At 42.6% G+C, this 16,070-nt stretch carries 14 protein-coding genes; 8 read left to right on the top strand and 6 right to left on the bottom strand.

Annotated features, from left to right (window positions below):
• The 3 genes from R3I13_RS23020 to R3I13_RS23010 all read left to right on the top strand — a co-directional run.
• A partial coding sequence (locus R3I13_RS23020; RefSeq protein ID WP_346320331.1) for an Ig-like domain-containing protein occupies nucleotides 1-1,343 on the top strand: 1,343 nt, incomplete at its 5' end.
• Entirely contained in the window at nucleotides 1,333-3,651 is a 2,319-nt protein-coding gene (locus R3I13_RS23015; RefSeq protein ID WP_346320330.1) for an Ig-like domain-containing protein, read from the top strand. The genes R3I13_RS23020 and R3I13_RS23015, both read left to right, overlap by 11 nt.
• 18 nt (nucleotides 3,652-3,669) lie before the next feature.
• Entirely contained in the window at nucleotides 3,670-4,650 is a 981-nt protein-coding gene (locus R3I13_RS23010; protein WP_346320329.1) for a type IX secretion system membrane protein PorP/SprF, read from the top strand.
• Nucleotides 4,651-4,766: 116 nt separating this feature from the next.
• On the opposite strand, the gene R3I13_RS23005 is transcribed toward R3I13_RS23010, so the two are convergent.
• From R3I13_RS23005 to R3I13_RS22990, 4 genes are all read right to left on the bottom strand, one after another.
• Complete coding sequence (locus R3I13_RS23005) at nucleotides 4,767-5,522, bottom strand: nuclear transport factor 2 family protein (RefSeq protein ID WP_346320328.1); 756 nt, start codon at nucleotides 5,520-5,522, stop codon at nucleotides 4,767-4,769.
• 170 nt (nucleotides 5,523-5,692) lie between these two features.
• On the bottom strand, nucleotides 5,693-6,562 hold the full coding sequence (locus tag R3I13_RS23000) for a helix-turn-helix domain-containing protein (RefSeq protein WP_346320327.1): 870 nt from the start codon (nucleotides 6,560-6,562) through the stop codon (nucleotides 5,693-5,695).
• A 156-nt stretch (nucleotides 6,563-6,718) separates the two neighbouring features.
• Nucleotides 6,719-7,003 (bottom strand): GNAT family N-acetyltransferase, encoded by a 285-nt coding sequence (locus tag R3I13_RS22995; RefSeq protein ID WP_346320326.1) that lies wholly within the window; start codon nucleotides 7,001-7,003, stop codon nucleotides 6,719-6,721.
• Between the two features lie 269 nt (nucleotides 7,004-7,272).
• Complete coding sequence (locus R3I13_RS22990; protein ID WP_346320325.1) at nucleotides 7,273-7,977, bottom strand: hypothetical protein; 705 nt, start codon at nucleotides 7,975-7,977, stop codon at nucleotides 7,273-7,275.
• A 456-nt stretch (nucleotides 7,978-8,433) separates the two neighbouring features.
• Here R3I13_RS22990 and R3I13_RS22985 point away from each other — a divergent pair, with 456 nt between their 5' ends.
• The 5 genes from R3I13_RS22985 to R3I13_RS22965 all read left to right on the top strand — a co-directional run bounded on the left by R3I13_RS22985 (nucleotide 8,434) and on the right by R3I13_RS22965 (nucleotide 13,488).
• A complete protein-coding gene (locus tag R3I13_RS22985; RefSeq protein WP_346320324.1) occupies nucleotides 8,434-9,483 on the top strand; it encodes a YCF48-related protein in 1,050 nt (349 codons plus the stop codon).
• A 280-nt stretch (nucleotides 9,484-9,763) separates the two neighbouring features.
• On the top strand, nucleotides 9,764-10,378 hold the full coding sequence (locus R3I13_RS22980) for a DUF4304 domain-containing protein (RefSeq protein WP_346320323.1): 615 nt from the start codon (nucleotides 9,764-9,766) through the stop codon (nucleotides 10,376-10,378).
• Between the two features lie 149 nt (nucleotides 10,379-10,527).
• Entirely contained in the window at nucleotides 10,528-11,472 is a 945-nt protein-coding gene (locus R3I13_RS22975) for a hypothetical protein (protein ID WP_346320322.1), read from the top strand.
• Between the two features lie 247 nt (nucleotides 11,473-11,719).
• Nucleotides 11,720-12,439, top strand: coding sequence for a hypothetical protein (locus R3I13_RS22970; RefSeq protein ID WP_346320321.1), 720 nt, complete (start codon nucleotides 11,720-11,722; stop codon nucleotides 12,437-12,439).
• Nucleotides 12,440-12,465: 26 nt separating this feature from the next.
• Nucleotides 12,466-13,488, top strand: coding sequence for a hypothetical protein (locus R3I13_RS22965; protein WP_346320320.1), 1,023 nt, complete (start codon nucleotides 12,466-12,468; stop codon nucleotides 13,486-13,488).
• 33 nt (nucleotides 13,489-13,521) lie between these two features.
• Here R3I13_RS22965 and R3I13_RS22960 read toward each other — a convergent pair whose 3' ends face one another.
• Nucleotides 13,522-13,716, bottom strand: coding sequence for a hypothetical protein (locus R3I13_RS22960; RefSeq protein WP_346320319.1), 195 nt, complete (start codon nucleotides 13,714-13,716; stop codon nucleotides 13,522-13,524).
• Nucleotides 13,717-14,091: 375 nt separating this feature from the next.
• Nucleotides 14,092-16,068, bottom strand: a complete 1,977-nt coding sequence (locus tag R3I13_RS22955) for an AAA family ATPase (RefSeq protein ID WP_346320318.1) — start codon at nucleotides 16,066-16,068, stop codon at nucleotides 14,092-14,094.
• Nucleotides 16,069-16,070: the final 2 nt, after the last annotated feature.

Raw genomic sequence — 16,070 nt, 5'->3', positions numbered from 1 at the left:
TTACGATCAGTGACGGCAACGGCGGCAGTGCTACCGTGACTGTGAACATCACCGTGTCTCCGGTAAATGATGCCCCGGCAGGAAATGGTGATACTAAAACTACCAATGAAGATACCCCCGTAAATGGCACAGTGACCGGTGCAGATGCAGACGGAGATCAGCTTACTTTTACAAAAGCTACGGATCCTTCTAATGGTACCGCAACGTTGAATGCCGACGGTACTTACATCTACACGCCGAATGCTGACTACCACGGTTCTGATAACTTTACTGTTACGATCAGTGACGGTAATGGCGGAACTGCAATTGTAACGGTCAATATCACCGTGTCGCCGGTAAACGATGCGCCGACAGGAAGCGGTGATACCAAAACCACCAATGAAGATACCCCTGTAAATGGCACGGTGACCGGTGCAGACACGGACGGCGATCAACTTACTTTTACAAAAACCACGGATCCTTCGAATGGAACTGCAGTGGTGGATGCTGGCGGTACTTATACTTACACGCCGAATGCAGATTATCAGGGTTCCGATAACTTTACTGTCACGATCAATGACGGAAATGGCGGAACAGCAATTGTAACTGTCAATATCACTGTGTCGCCGGTGAACGATGCCCCCGCTGGAACTGGCGACGCTCAAACCACTAATGAAGAAACGCCTGTTAGCGGCAGGCTAACTGGTACAGATGCGGATAGCGATCATCTTACTTTTACGAAAGCTGCAGACCCATCCAACGGTACGGTATCCGTAAATGTTGACGGTACTTATACTTACACGCCGAATGCAGACTTCCACGGTTCCGATAACTTTACCGTTATCATCAGCGATGGCAACGGAGGGAGTGTTACAGTAACTGTAAATATTACCGTTTCACCGGTAAACGATGCCCCGACAGGAAATGGTGATACTAAAACTACCAACGAAGATATTACTGTAAATGGCACAGTGACCGGAGTAGATATAGATGGAGATCAGCTTACATTCTCCAAAGCCACTGACCCGTCTAATGGCGCCGCAACGGTTAATACTGACGGCACTTACGTTTACACCCCGAATGCAGACTACCGGGGCTCCGATAACTTTACCATCACGATCAGTGATGGTAATGGCGGAACCGCAACCGTAACCGTCAATATCACTGTCTCCCCGGTAAACGATGCCCCAACGGGAACAGGTGATACTAAAATCACTAATGAAGATACCCCCGTAAGCGGCACAGTGACCGGGGCAGATGCAGACGGAGACCAGCTTACTTTTACAAAAGCCACTGATCCTTCCTATGGGTCTGTAATAGTGAATACTGACGGTACGTACACTTACACACCGAATGCTGNGTAATGGCGGCAGTGCTACCGTGACTGTGAATATCACCGTGTCGCCAGTGAATGATGCCCCGGCAGGAACCGGTGATAATAAAACCACCAATGAAGATACTCCTGTAAATGGTACAGTGACCGGCACAGACACAGATGGAGATCAACTTACGTTTACAAAATCCACAAACCCGGCCAACGGTGCTGCAACGGTAAACACAGACGGCTCTTACACTTATACGCCCAATGCGGATTATAACGGTCCGGATAATTTTACAATCACCATCAGCGATAACCAGGGCGGCAATACCACTGTAACCGTAAATATCATCGTAACACCCGTTAATGATATCCCAGCCGGAAAGGCCGATCCGCAAACCATCAACGAAGACGCGAAGGCGGAAGGCAAAGTGACCGGCACAGACACAGATGGCGACAATCTTACTTTCTCCGGGAATACCAACCCCGCTCATGGCGCAGTAGTGGTGAATCCTGACGGTACTTATATCTATACGCCGGATGCAGATTATAAAGGTCCTGACAGCTTTACGGCCGGCATCAGCGACGGCAACGGCGGAACCGCCATCGTCACTGTAAATATCCAGGTATCCCCGGTAAACGATGCTCCCACTGGTACCGGCGATTCCAGAACCACCCAGGAAGACAAGCCGGTAAGCGGCACAGTAACAGGAATGGACACGGACGGTGATCAACTTACTTTTACCAGGGCATCAGAACCGGCCCATGGCGCCGCAACGGTGAATCCCGATGGCTCTTACACCTACACCCCGGCCCCGGACTACAACGGCGCCGATGTATTCACAGTCGGCATCAGCGATGGCCACGGCGGTCATGCAACGGTACAAGTAAACATTACCGTAATCCCGGTGAACGATGTGCCCACAGGCACGGGCGACACCAGGACCACGCCGGAAGATACCCCAGTGAGCGGCGCAGTCAAGGCTAAAACCAGCGATCGTGTTGATCTCACTTTTTCCATGGCCGCCGCTCCTGCCCACGGCAGGGCAGAAGTAAAGCCCGATGGCACTTATACATATACGCCCAACACCAACTATCACGGTCCTGATGAATTTTTCGTTGCTGTTGCCGATCAGAATGGCGGCACTGTCAGATTGACTGTGAGCATCCTGGTTACCCCTGTGAATGATATGCCAGTGGGCACCGGCGACGATAGGGCCACCATTGAAAGCACTCCCGCAAGAGGCTTCGTAACAGGCGCAGATATCGATGGCGATGCGCTGACCTTTACCCGTGCCGCGGATCCCCTTCATGGATCGGTTGTAATAAACAGCGACGGCACCTATACCTATTCACCGGTAGCGGGATACACCGGGACAGACAACTTCAATGTCAATATCTCCGATGGCAGGGGAGGAACGGTTACTGTAACGGTCAACATCCAGGTTAAGCCCATGGCCGGGCAAATAACGCTTGTAAAAACAGCGGAGCTCCGGTCAGACAATGCCAGCATCACCTATACATTCACGGTTACAAACACCGGAAATACGGCCTTGCATAATATAACTATTTCAGACGCCATGCTGGGATTCAGCCAAATGCTGCCAGATAGGCTACAGCCGGGCGCTTCAGCTTCGATGTCTGCCATATACAAACTTACCCAGGAAGACCGCGAACGGGGAAGGGTGAGCAACACCGCCGAAGTAACCGCGCTGACGCCCGTGAATAGAGAAGTTAAGGACAGGTCCGGAACGGACACCGACAACGATTCACCCACACAAACAAAAGTAGCAGGGGCGCCGCTGGCTGTTAACGATGAGGCGGGCACCAGGCTGAACACACCGGTGATCGTGCCCGTGCTTGACAATGACGATGCCGGTTCTTCCGCCTTCAACAGGAGAAGCCTCCGTATTATCACCAGGCCGCAGCATGGACAGGTAGTGATCCTTGGGGACGGCAGGGTGACATACCTGCCGGAGAACAGCTACAGCGGCGATGATGCGTTTACTTACCGCGTCCAGGATATGGAGGGGTATACGACCAATATGGCTGCGGTTAAGGTAAAGGTGGAAGCGGAGGGCCTGCAGATACCAACATTGTTCACGCCCAATGGCGATGGTAAAAATGATGTTTTCGAGATACGCGGGCTGCATAAATATGCGGAAAACGAGCTGGTGATGGTGAACCGTTGGGGAACTGAAGTATACCGGCAGAAAAATTACCAGCAAACCTGGAAAGGCGACGGGCTCGCTGAAGGGACCTACTATTACCTTTTGCGCGTGAAAAAAGCCGGTTCGGCGGAATGGGAGGTATTTAAAGGATATACCACCCTGTTGAGGAAATTCAAACAATAACATTTAATAACATCTGACATGAAAAGAGGGATCGTATTTATGGGAGTGCTTCTGCTGCTGGGCCGCATGGCCTTTGCGCAGCAGGCTGCACAGTACAGTCAGTACATGTTTAATGGTATTTACATTAACCCTGCATATGCGGGCTACAAGGAAGTGCTGAATATACACAGCTACTACCGTGCGCAGTGGACTGGCATCGAGGGTGCGCCGCGTAGTTTTTCCATCGCCGCAGACGGTATCGCGAACGACGGCAATGTAGGTCTCGGATTGCAGGTGGCCAGCGACAAGCTGGGTGCCCAGCGTTCTCAATCCGTGTACGCGAGCTACGCATACCGCATAAAAACGAACGAAGAGGGGACGGCCCGGCTGGCGTTCGGTATCAGCGCGGGAGCAGTGCAGCTGGGTATCAACGGGGCGATGTTGAATACGCTGGACCCCGAGTTTGAAACACCCATCGGTACGCAAACCACCGTAGTGCCCGACGCGAGAGCGGGTATTTATTATGCGGACGAGCGTTTCTATGCAGGTTTTTCCGTGGATAACCTGATCTCTCCTTATATCAGCAAGTCCCGCTTTGTTTACATTCCCCAGCCTAAACCGCATTTTTTCCTTACCGCAGGCATGCTCGTCCCGCTGAGCGAGGATATTCATATTAAACCATCCTTCTTATTGAAAGACGACAGGGGCGGCCCAAGCACGCTGGACCTGAATGCTTTCCTGCTCTTTAAGGACAAAATATGGCTGGGCGGCTCATACCGTACCGGGGTGCGCCTATACGAAAAGGGATACCTTGAAAAAACAGTGAAGAACAGGAATGCCGCTGTAGCGGCGATGGAAATATTTCCGATACCAGAGCTGCGGATCGGCTATGCCTATGATTTTTCGATAGGTGGGTTTCAATCCTACAGCAATGGATCGCATGAGTTGTCCATTGGGTTTTCGTTGTCCGGTTCGGGCTCGGGCGCGAGCAGGCAGGTTTCTTGTCCGAAGTATTTTTGAGGCTGGGGGAGCTTTCCCGGTATTGTCCGGTCACCGGACTTATTCCCGGGAAATCCCACCTTTTTAAAAGTCGTTTTGAAAACAAATATCTTTTCCGGCCGGAAGAAGATTACTGCTTAGAATTTGCCATTTTCGTTCTTCCAGGTTTCCCTGGCTGGAATTTCTTCAATAGTATCCCAATGTTCTGCGATCTTTCCATTTTCCACGCGGAAAAGATCGTAGAAAGAACTATGTTTCCCGCCGAGATGGCCCTCGCTTACAACGAGTACGAAGTTGCCTTCCCCGAGTACCATATGGATCTTATCATACTTCATGATAATGCCTTGCTTTGCCATCGTTTCCAATGCTTTTCCAAGACCGGATAGCTGGTCCGGGATCGTTGGGTTGTGCTGGATGTAATTGTCGCCGTCGAAGTAGCCTGTGAGCTTGTCCATCCTGCCATTTACCAGGATGTCTTCTACAAACTGGCGGACCAGCTTTTTATTGGCTGCTGTCTTGTCAAGATCCTTTGCTTCTGTTGGGCCGTCAGTCATAGTATGGCCACTCGGATTAGGCTGGGCTGTTTCCTGGAGATTGTCCCAATGCTCGACGATTTTTCCGTCTTCAAAGCGGAATATATCGAAGCCGATCTTGGGTCCGAAGAAATTGTAGTCAGTGTGCGCAAAAACATAATTACCATCCTGGAATACGCGAACTGTATTGACCCTGGCCGAACCTTCAGGCAATTGCTGAAGTAATGCGCCAAAACCGGCGAGTCCGTCAGCAACCGCCAGGTTGTGCTGTTTGTAATGTTTGGCATTGATTGAGGCTACGGGTTCCGCCGCGCCTGTTTCTATGGCTTTGAGTAGTGCCACTACTTCCTGCTTTTGCATAGTTTGTTTTTTAGATTGAGCGGATGAGAGGGTAACGGAGGCCATAACAGCCACCGCGGTAAACGCCTTTTTCATTGTTGTGATTGTTCTGTTTTACAATACAAAGGTCATTCGCCAGCATGTTATCTAAAAGGTCAGAATCCTCCGAAAGATGATACTTTTGCGCTCCTCTATTTTGAAAACTGCTCCCGGAACTCTATTGGGGTTTTGCCACTATGCTTACGGAAATACTTTATAAAATTGGTCGGCTCATCAAAGCCGAGGCTGTAACCGATTTCTTTCACACTAAGCCATGTGTGCGCCAGCAGGCGTTTTCCTTCCAGCATGACCCGCTCATCAATAATTTCTTTTGGAGGTTTGCCGAGTATCCTGGCTGTTGCGGCGTTTAATCTCTTTTCTGTAACACTGAGCAGTTTCGCATATTGACTAACCTGCCGGATAGTTTTATAGTGAGACTCCAGTTCGTCCCGGAACAGCAGGGTGTAATCCAGGTCTGCGCTCTTTTTGATTTCGCGAAAGCCTTCCTTTCTGTACATGCGTTCGGAAACCTGCAATAAAATATGCAGGTAATTAAGCAGGACGCCTGGCTGAAAGTGATCCGGATCACGGGCGAATTCGCCTTCAATGGCCTCAAATACCCGCGGGATCGTCAGGTCGCCAGCCGATAGCCGGAGTTGGGCTGTTTCAAGCAGGTCATTGAAAAGAATGGTGCTTTTGAGAAAAGTTAGGGCTTCCGGATGCCGCGCGACGAACTCTTCGGTAAACAAAAGCGCTTTCCCTTTCGCTTTTACGTTGTTGAATTGCTGTACAATTCCTTTCTTCAGAAACAACAAAGAGTTGGAATGAACGCGGATGGGTTTAAAATCAACCTTCGGATTGGTGCTTTTGTCCTGGTGCCAAATAATATGATAAAAGGCGGTCCTGTGAGGCGAGGCAAGTTTATCACCATGTTGTTCGTAAAGTGAACTCAGGTCTATAATCTCGAACTCTGATGGAAGATTCTTCCTGAAGCTGTATTGAGTAATTGTTGAACGATCCATACTCCAAAGACCGGGTTAATTTTAGATAATAGATGTCACAAGGAAGATAGTCTTTAGACAATATAGCATTTAAACCGTAAAAGTGTGGTAAAAAAGCCTAAATTATGTTGGTTGTCAGGACTATTTTTTTGAAGGCTAGTTTTCGCCTGTTACAGATTAATATCCCGGTTCAGGAATTACGATAGAAGTATACGCCGAATATAATTTCCAGCCAAGCGCCTCGTATAAAACCTTGCCCGCCTGTGTTGCAACCAGTAAACCTTTCGTTTTAGCCCTGGACATTGCTAAATCTTCAAGCTTCTTCAGAACTATTGTCGCTAACCCTTTGCGGCGATGGAGCGGCGCAGTCTCTATCCGGTCATAGATTCCTAACGTTAGATTTTTTGCAATGGTCTTTTTGAAACCATCTTTAATGTCATCCTGGATACTTTGTTTTATCAAGTCGTATATTGATGGATCGCTTCCTGGCTTGCCTCATCTTTTTGGGTCGTATTGATCTGTTTTTTAAACTCGCTTCTTTTTTGTGTTCCATATACCGGATCCGTTTGCTGAGATTCCATGTAATATAAAAAATTGCAGTTACTATCCGTATTTGTACAAGGTGGACCTGATTATTGGGAGGTCACGGAAAAGAAAAAGGGACAAAAGCAGAGTTTTCTACTTTTGTCCCTGTGATCAGGATGGCTGGACCGATTCTGACAACAGGAATATTATAAAGTCCTGTGGGCTTTCCAACTGCCAGAACCGGTATCCGAACTCCAGCTTCCTTTAATATCGTTGCCACTGATAATTCCTGTAATTGTTGCGACCGGGTTGGGGTTTTCCCCAATAGTAGCTGTAATGTTATTGTTAGTTATCGAACCTTTTAAAGGAGGGATAACCTGGAAGTCAGCAGGAATAAACAACCCTTCAACTTTGTTTTTTTTGATAACCAGGTTCACGGTACCATTGCCGCCTTGTTCGGTAAAAGTCCCTTCAAAGCAATATGCTTGTGCATAAGACTCTTCTTTAAGTATCTGCACTACTGCATTGCTATGACCGTTAACGTGAATATTCGTAATAGTTGGGGTACTTCCGTCTGCATTCACCGTAAAATCGAAATAGTCATTATTATTACGGAAAGTGATAGTGCTATTTGCGCCTTCTGTGGTCGAATTATTGGATGTGTAAGTATACGATTTGCCATCAATTACCAAACTCGCCGATAACGTGGTGCCGTCATTTTTAAAATTGATTAAGATATTTCCGGTTGATCCTACAAAAACTCCTTTATAAATACCATAGTTTTTGTTGTCGTAGGTTGATTTGGCAGTTGGGGTGTTTGATAAATTACTGCCAGCTTCATCTTTATCTTTATCTTTCGAGCAGGATATAAGCATTACACATGCTACTAAATACGAGAACAAGTTTTTCATTTAAATTGCTTTTTGTGATTGGTGCTGCAAGATGCAAACCCTTTGCATCGTGTGAAATACTAATTTTTAGGTATTTTTTAAAACACATAACCGACCTCCATTTGCCATCGCGTTCATTAATAAAAAAAGCCCCAAAACGCTTTTAACGACGTTTCGTGGCCTTTTCTTTAAGCCATTCAATTAAAAATCATTCACCGTTCATAATTCGTTCCATTTCTTATGAACGGATTCCAGGATGCCTGCTGAGATTTTGGAGGTGAGGCGGTCCTGATAGTGATATTAATACTTTTGATTTGCCGACTGTATATTTTGGCATAAATATATCAGGCATTAACATTATATTAGAATGAGCCCCAATGATCACTAAGCAAACGAATGGGCAATCAGGCTTTTGCGCATCCCGATTTTATATGAATTTATGAGTTGAATTGATTGATATACTTAAAAAAGATAACTATGAAGGCGGTAAGGATAGTATGTCTTATAATTATACCTCTCTTGGTTGTTTTAAGTTCTTGTGGTAGACAAACCGGCAGTGACACAAAAAACGGTTCATCCCTTGGCAGTATTCCTTCTTCCGGAATTAGCTATCCGCTGGAAACGGCGGACGGGATTATTTACTTTTCGGCCGATAATGGGTTGACATGGGAAAATAAAAGTACAGGTTTGCCCGCTACAACCAGAATTGGGCTGGGTGGAATTGCCGTTTCTGAAAACAGGCTGGCGCTCCTGTCAAAGGATAGCGGACTATACTTCTTTAATAACCAAGAAGATAGGTGGATCAATATTCCCACGGACAGGCAGCTGATTGAAAGTAATCCGGGAGCTTTGCAGTTTTATAAAGACCGCATCTACGCAGGAACACAATTTGGCGGTATCTTCTACTCTGAGAATGAAGGGAAAAGCTGGACAAAGCTAAATACCGGTTTAGATAACTTCACCATTCGAAAATTTGCCGAAATCGACCATAAGCTCTACGCAGCAACGAACTCCGGATTTTACTCATATAATGACTTGCGCAATCAATGGGAACAGGAATATGGAAACAGCACGCTACAGGTAAACGGCATAGCGGTGTTTGATAGAAGTATTTACATTGCCACAAATCAGGGAGCGTTTAGCTCACCAATAGGCAAAAAAGATTGGAAGAAAATCTTTTCAAATGGAGCTTTGCATAATATCAGCTCCGACGATAAAGGACTCTATGCAATGGTGTATAATGAGCTATTTTCATCATTTGACAAGGGAAATAGTTGGCAAAACATTCAAAAGGGCTTACCTGCCCAGCTTTATACCTTTAATGTGATAAGAAGCGGCAATGCATTATTGGCAGGGCAATGGGATGGGGTTTACCGAAAGGATAAGGAATCCGAAAACTGGAAGTTTTCCAGCGCTGGATTGCCTAACGGGTTAGCTATCGCAAACATGATAAGCTATAAGGGAGCCATTGTCGTAAGCGGCAGTGAAAGGAAACTAAGAGCCGGGATGGACACCGATAAAAACTGACCGCTTGGGCGCTTTGACCAGCGACCCTCCCAACCTATGCCGGGATGCATTACCGGTCAATGCTAAAAACAAAAGAGGCCATCATTTCTGATAACCTCTTTAAAGCTGTCGGGATGACTGGACACTTTTCTAACTTATTTATTGACGATTTGTGCAAGATTGATACATTCTGTAAACAAGCGGGAATAATTGAGCTATACAACAGCAGCATTACAATTGGTCGAACTTTGTATATTTAAGAGTTAGCTGTGATTTTAGAACGACAAACTGTAAAACGAAAATGAAGACAGTATCGGAAATAAAGTTTGAGAAAATTATTAAGGACGGATTTCACGAAATATTGAAACCATTAGGCTTTAAGAAAAAGGCGAATAATTTTTACTTAAAACTGGACTCCGTCGGACAAATCATTAATGTTCAGAAAAATGCGTTTGGCAATAAAGACAGTATTAGTTTTACTATAAACACGGGGATTTTTGTCCCAGAGTATTGGCTTGCATTTTACAATTATAGTGATAAAGGACTTCCAGGCTATCCGACTGAACCGGAATGTTTGATTAGAGAAAGAATTGGAAGCCTACGAAACCAACATGACACTTGGTATCACATTAAAGAGCGAACTGACGAGCACTATCTTATTGCCGAAATGAGAAAAAACTTAACAGAATTCATTTTGCCATATTTTAACCGCCTTGATAGCACAGAAAAAATGCTTCAAGAGTTAGACAAAGCAGATATGATCATGACACCCTTTGGGAAACTTATAGTTTATGGAGAACTTAAACAGTTTGACAAAGCTAAACGAGAATATAAAGGACTTCTGAACAATAAAACAAGTCCTGATTTCTTAATGAAAGTTAGAGAATACGGACAAAAATATGGACTTGATAAATAGAAAAAAACAGCTAGCAAGTTATTGCCAAAAGAGTGGGAGACGAACTTCCATGACAGTTTTGTACTTAACCGAAATGTATTTTTTCAAATGAACGACAGTGTCGAAATACCCTGCCTTCGGAAAGCCCCGAACGTTACAAGCAATTTTAAATGACCGTTTACATAGACCTAAACATCTTTGACAGACTTGAAAAGTTTGACAAAATTCCTGAAGTTGACAAACCCAACTATCAGCTATTACTGACACTGTTAACCGACAAGAAAGTCACAACGGCATATTCAAATGCTCATCTGAATGACCTATTTAGAGGTTTTCAGAAAAATCCAGACTACATTGACGGTCATTTAAACAATATCAAAAAGTTTACTGACAACTTATGCATTTGCCAATACTGGGGCGAAAAGGAAGTGAAATGGCATTACAGAGACATATTTGAATTTTTCCAAGAAAAAGTAGAAGAATGGGAATTCGAACCTAATTCGTATGACGATTTATTTAAGGACGAACCATTAATGCAAAGTGCTTTAAACTTGTATAAACTTGTTCCATTGTCACCAGAATTTAAAAAGGGATACATTGAACCTATGTTCGGAATCATGTTTCCTCTTTCAAAAATTCATAATAATCAACACGCACTGCAAGCGGATATCTACAACTTTCAATCAAGACTAAAATCGGATTACGGGCTTTACAAGGCTTTTAAAGTATATCTGCTAACAAGCCTCAATAAAATAAAAAATAAGCCGGAGCTTATTAAAGCTGTGAACTCAAACTTCAAAGACCTACCAAAGCATCTTGAATTGACCGACATTTTTGACGCATATACACCGAATAATAAAACAAGTGACAACCTTATGTATTCCAAAGTCATTGACACGTTTTTTAAATTTGATCTCGCGGGATACAAAACAGACGGACACTTCAACAATATGTTTGATGACGCACTACATACATTTTATGGTGCTCATTTTGACACCTTCATTACGAATGACGACCGTTGCAATTACAAAGCTAAAAAGACGTACGAGCGACTAAAAATAAGAACCAAAGTAATTACAATCAATGAAGTTGAAACAATACAAAACTGCCTGTAGCAGGGTATTTTAAATAGTGCTGCTTGACGTCATTCAAAAGTCAACTTATTCAAGAAAACTTGCTCTATTCTGTCATATTAATACGTTATTCAGCGAATATGCTTACTTGGCACATTTGATAAAACCGGCGACTGATACATATTTATTATTTAAATAATATCAAGCTATTCTCGCAGGTTTCTTTAAAGCTCATTAATTAAATTTGCCATATATTTGCCGGAAATCAATCATCTGCCCTTTAAATCCAATGAGGCAAACCGTAGAACGTCTCGAAAGCATTTTCAATGAAATATGTGCTGATTCTCACCCTTATGAGTGGGATGAAAATCATATTTCTTATCAATTAATGCAAAGGCTGCGGCAACTCTTTAGCAATAAAATAATACGATTTGACGGATGGTCAAAAATTGTAAATTGGCAATCTTTCAAAAATAGAGGTAGGCAAGAAAATAGATTTGGTGACATCGCATTACTGATAACCATTCAATTTACATCCGGCGAGACATTAAAAGGCGTTGCTTGTCTTGAGGCAAAACGTGATTTCAGTTCCGGTAGCTTTGAATCAATGGATATTGATCAATTAAAACGTATCTGGGCAAATACTCCATATTCTCATTTATTGTTGTATACACACACTTTAGAAAATCTACCTTTGAAGTTTCCCGACCAGAGAGAGTGGAACAGTAAAGTTTGGGTTTCTCCTATTAATACAGCTAAAGAACTTTTAAAGCAAACTCAACAGAATGATAATCGAAAAGTGTTGAGAACATCGTTTCCATTTTCGATGTTTTTAACATCTAGAATATTTTGGGGGTTAGATTTGGATTATCGCGAAGAGATTTTTGAAGATATTGAAAAGGGCATTCATAAAATTGCCAACCCTTCTTATTTGGGAGTTGTGAATGTGTATTACGAGCATCAACAACCTGTGGAGATAACGTTGTCTGATATTTGGGAAAGCATTTAACAACTTTGACATTTAAACTTTAATAAATGTTTCTGTGTGTCTTAACAGATTGGTTCAGCAACCAAGAACCGCAAGTAAAGGCGGCTATTATTATCGGGTCAGTAACGCTTGTAACTGTTTGTTTAGGCTTTTTCATAAAAGATTATTTAATACCTATTCGTTTAGAGAAAAGGAAAGCTAAGATTGAAAGGGTTAGCGTTTTTAGGAATTATAGAACTCCTTTGAAAGATAGCGCGCTATCGTTTAAACGAAGATTAGACGAGATATTTCGTACACGGGCACACATACTCTGGAAAGACAATCCAGCTAACGACTTCTACAATTACAAATTAATCAGTACCAATTATAGATTATGTAGCTTGCTCGGCTGGATTTATGCGTTTAGAAAAGAAGAGTCGTATCTCCAGGTTCCTTCAAAAAAGTTGCGTAAGCAAATAATGGTGCAGTTAGACGCCTTTAGTACGAGTTTGGCAGATGGGCAAGGTGTGGAAATGGATGTTGCAAAGAGATTACTAGTCTTGCTTAATATCGATGCAGCTAACCTACAAGAAGGTGTAGTCGAGAAATTCTCTGTTGAAATTGACCATTTGATTCAAAAGGCTATAGCTTCAGAAAATAAGCATGTGCTTGCCGAGGCATCAGAAGAAAATCATGACGCTTTTCTCTCATCATTGACAACCTTAATTAAAGATCAACTGAAAAGAGAAGTTGATCAAGGTCAACTAAGAGAGTTAAATGTAATTGACGAAGCATCCATACGACTTGGATTAATATATCGAGATTGGCAGCAAGGTATCGGAGATCTTATGATAAAGGAACGAGGTAAAGACAACGGTAGGAGCTACGACGTAATTAGCTTCCGTGAATTTGAGAACATGATTGTATCCGCCGATACTTCTGGACAGTTATGGCTAAATAGAACAATGCGTTTATTCGAAAATTTAGATGTTTCCAGAGACAATAGGGCTGACAATAGAATTGACCAATTAAAAAGAATCAGCGTGTCTCTTGGTAAGTTGATTACTGCATTGGATAAATGTAAGCTGTAAGTTTTAAACGATCCGGCCAAGATCGCATTGCATTTATTTAGAAGCATTTTGTTGCACATGAATTTCGTACAAAATATTGGCTAACTTTTCTAGCGAATCGATAATTTCATTTGCTTCTTCATCACTATAATGCTCACAACCAGGAAAGCCCCGGAGTTCTTCAGGCGACATTCTATAAGATGGTTCGTCATCAAAAGAAAATGGTATTTCATCAAGGTGCTTTGCCATATAGTTTAATTGTTTTTGGGAGGACAACATTAGGAAGTCGACAATATAACCTTGATACTTAAGAATTGTTCAAATGGATTCGAACCCCATCTAAATATTTGACAAACATGAGATTAAGATTTGGAGGGAAGGAAACAAAGCAATTTTGTTCTAAATAAGTAAACCCGCTCCTAGAGCGGGTTTACTTATTTGACTTGTAAAAGAGTCGGGATGACTGGAAGAGGTTTGTATGTTGAGAATGCTATAAATGCGGTGTTTTATGGTAAGAGGTGGTTTTAATTCATTCTTTAATGAATGATTTATTTTTATAACAAAATTACCAAAAAACTTGGATATTATTACTTTGTAAAATAATAGAAATCAGTAACCAAACATTCAACTCGTTAAATAACGTAAAGTATTGATTGTTTCGATAGTAACCAATGGATAACATCTGGAAATTAGTACAGAAAAGTGCTGTTGAAGATCACCTTCTTTGATAAATGGATCTAGTACATTGAATGCCTTTTTATAATATGCTTGCAAAGCATGGCCTTGGGAATCCAAAAACTCTACCGGTATTTGTATTGATTTACCATTTAAAAACGTTACTGCGCGTTTTGTGCCAGATAGATTAAGACCACGGTTAGAAGTAGTGACTTTTGAAATGACCCAATTTGAAATTTGCTGTAGCCGATCTGGGCTTTCTTCTCCGATAGCATAGAAATTATAACTGGCGTCGAAAGATAATTCGGAATATATGTTGTGTGCTCCATTCTTGGATAGAAAATATACTGCAACATATAAAGGCAGTAATATGACATTCTCTAGTGAATAGTACTGTTTTTCGCCATGTACGGGTATATAGGATGTGGACGGATTTTTTAGATCCCAATCTAAAATCCCAAAAGCTGTTGTATTTCCGCTATTCCGTATTTGTTGAACCATATTTGTTACCCAGTCGCTATTTGTTTTGCCGCGGCGACTTCCGGATATGAAGTACAACTTATGAGGTAATTTCTCATTGCTGCTATACTTAGAGTATATAGTTTGATAATATTCTAAATCAGTTATGCTTTCCACAAAAACCTGACGGTGGTTTTTATAGTTGATACTAAGGGTTGGAATATTTCCAGTTAATAATATAAGTGCTTCGTCTTTTGAAATTTTCTTTAAAGCTGTATCTGGGGCGTTCTCCATCTGAAAAAGACTTTCCTCCGGACTTAATGCAACTGTGGAGGGTGAATGGGTAGTAATAATTACGTGTTTTCCGTATTTTGATACAAATGTGTCATGTAACACGTTAATTAAGAGCTGAGTTAGCTCTGGATGTAGATGTGCGTCTGGTTCGTCGAAGATAATCAAGTCCGGCATAACCAGATCGTCATAATAATTGCTGGTAAATAAGCCCAATACTAATCCTACAATAATTTTCTCGCCGCTGGATAGGGTCGCAAATGTGATATGGTCGGTAATACTCGGCTTGGTAAAATGTAAATGGTATTGGGTTGTATTAGTGATAGCACCTGGGTCAATTCCTACAAACTGGAGGTCCACCTTAATATCAGCAAGAATTTGATTCAATTGATCCCAAGGTGCTGGGTTGGCTGCTAAAAATTCAGTATCTGATACCGCCGAATTTGTATCAGCATAGTTTAATTTTCGATAGTATTTATAATCGTTTTCAAACCTTCTTTTGGCGTAGGCTAAAAAAATCAGTTCGATTTTTGATTCAAATACGTGGCGGTTATCCAAGAATTTTTCGTGGAGTGTGTATTCTTTAAAATCTGCTTCAATGAGATCAAGAAAGTCCTTTTGTTGTAATTCGCATACAGCAAAAATCGCTTCTAAATTCTTTCTATTATTTGTCATATAGTTGACAAATATCCGCTTATGGTTTTCGTGGTCATGAGGGTTATGGTAATGATCTGTGAAGGCTAAACTGAATTTTGCATAAAATTCGTGGTCGTTTGTGGCTTCAAATATTTCTTGAATTCGTTCCCAATCATTTTCGATTAATTCCGCTATGGTGACTGCTTTTTGGAAGACTGGCGCTAAAATTTTCTTCCTTTCCCTTGCATCAAGTGAATTAAAAGTAGTAAGTATCTGACTGACTGGTTGCTGAAGGGTATCAAGAGAGACGTTTCCCAAAGGGAAATTTCCTAGCCCAGAAAAATGTATGGTTTGGGGATTGGGATAAAGGGTGACAGAAAATGGTTGGGATCCAGATGCGGCATTTTTGGATAGTTGGATGGCTTCCAGTAGTTGGGTTTTCCCACTTCCGTTTTTACCAGTTATGACCGTAAATGGGTGGAGTTCTTCACTTTCAAAACCGGAGATTGACTTATGTTTTCCAGTAAATTTAATTTTCATTC

Source organism: Chitinophaga sp. YIM B06452, from assembly GCF_039655965.1.
Taxonomy (GTDB): domain Bacteria; phylum Bacteroidota; class Bacteroidia; order Chitinophagales; family Chitinophagaceae; genus Chitinophaga.
Note: the sequence above shows the minus strand (reverse complement) of the source record. Positions and strands in the feature narration are given on the sequence as shown.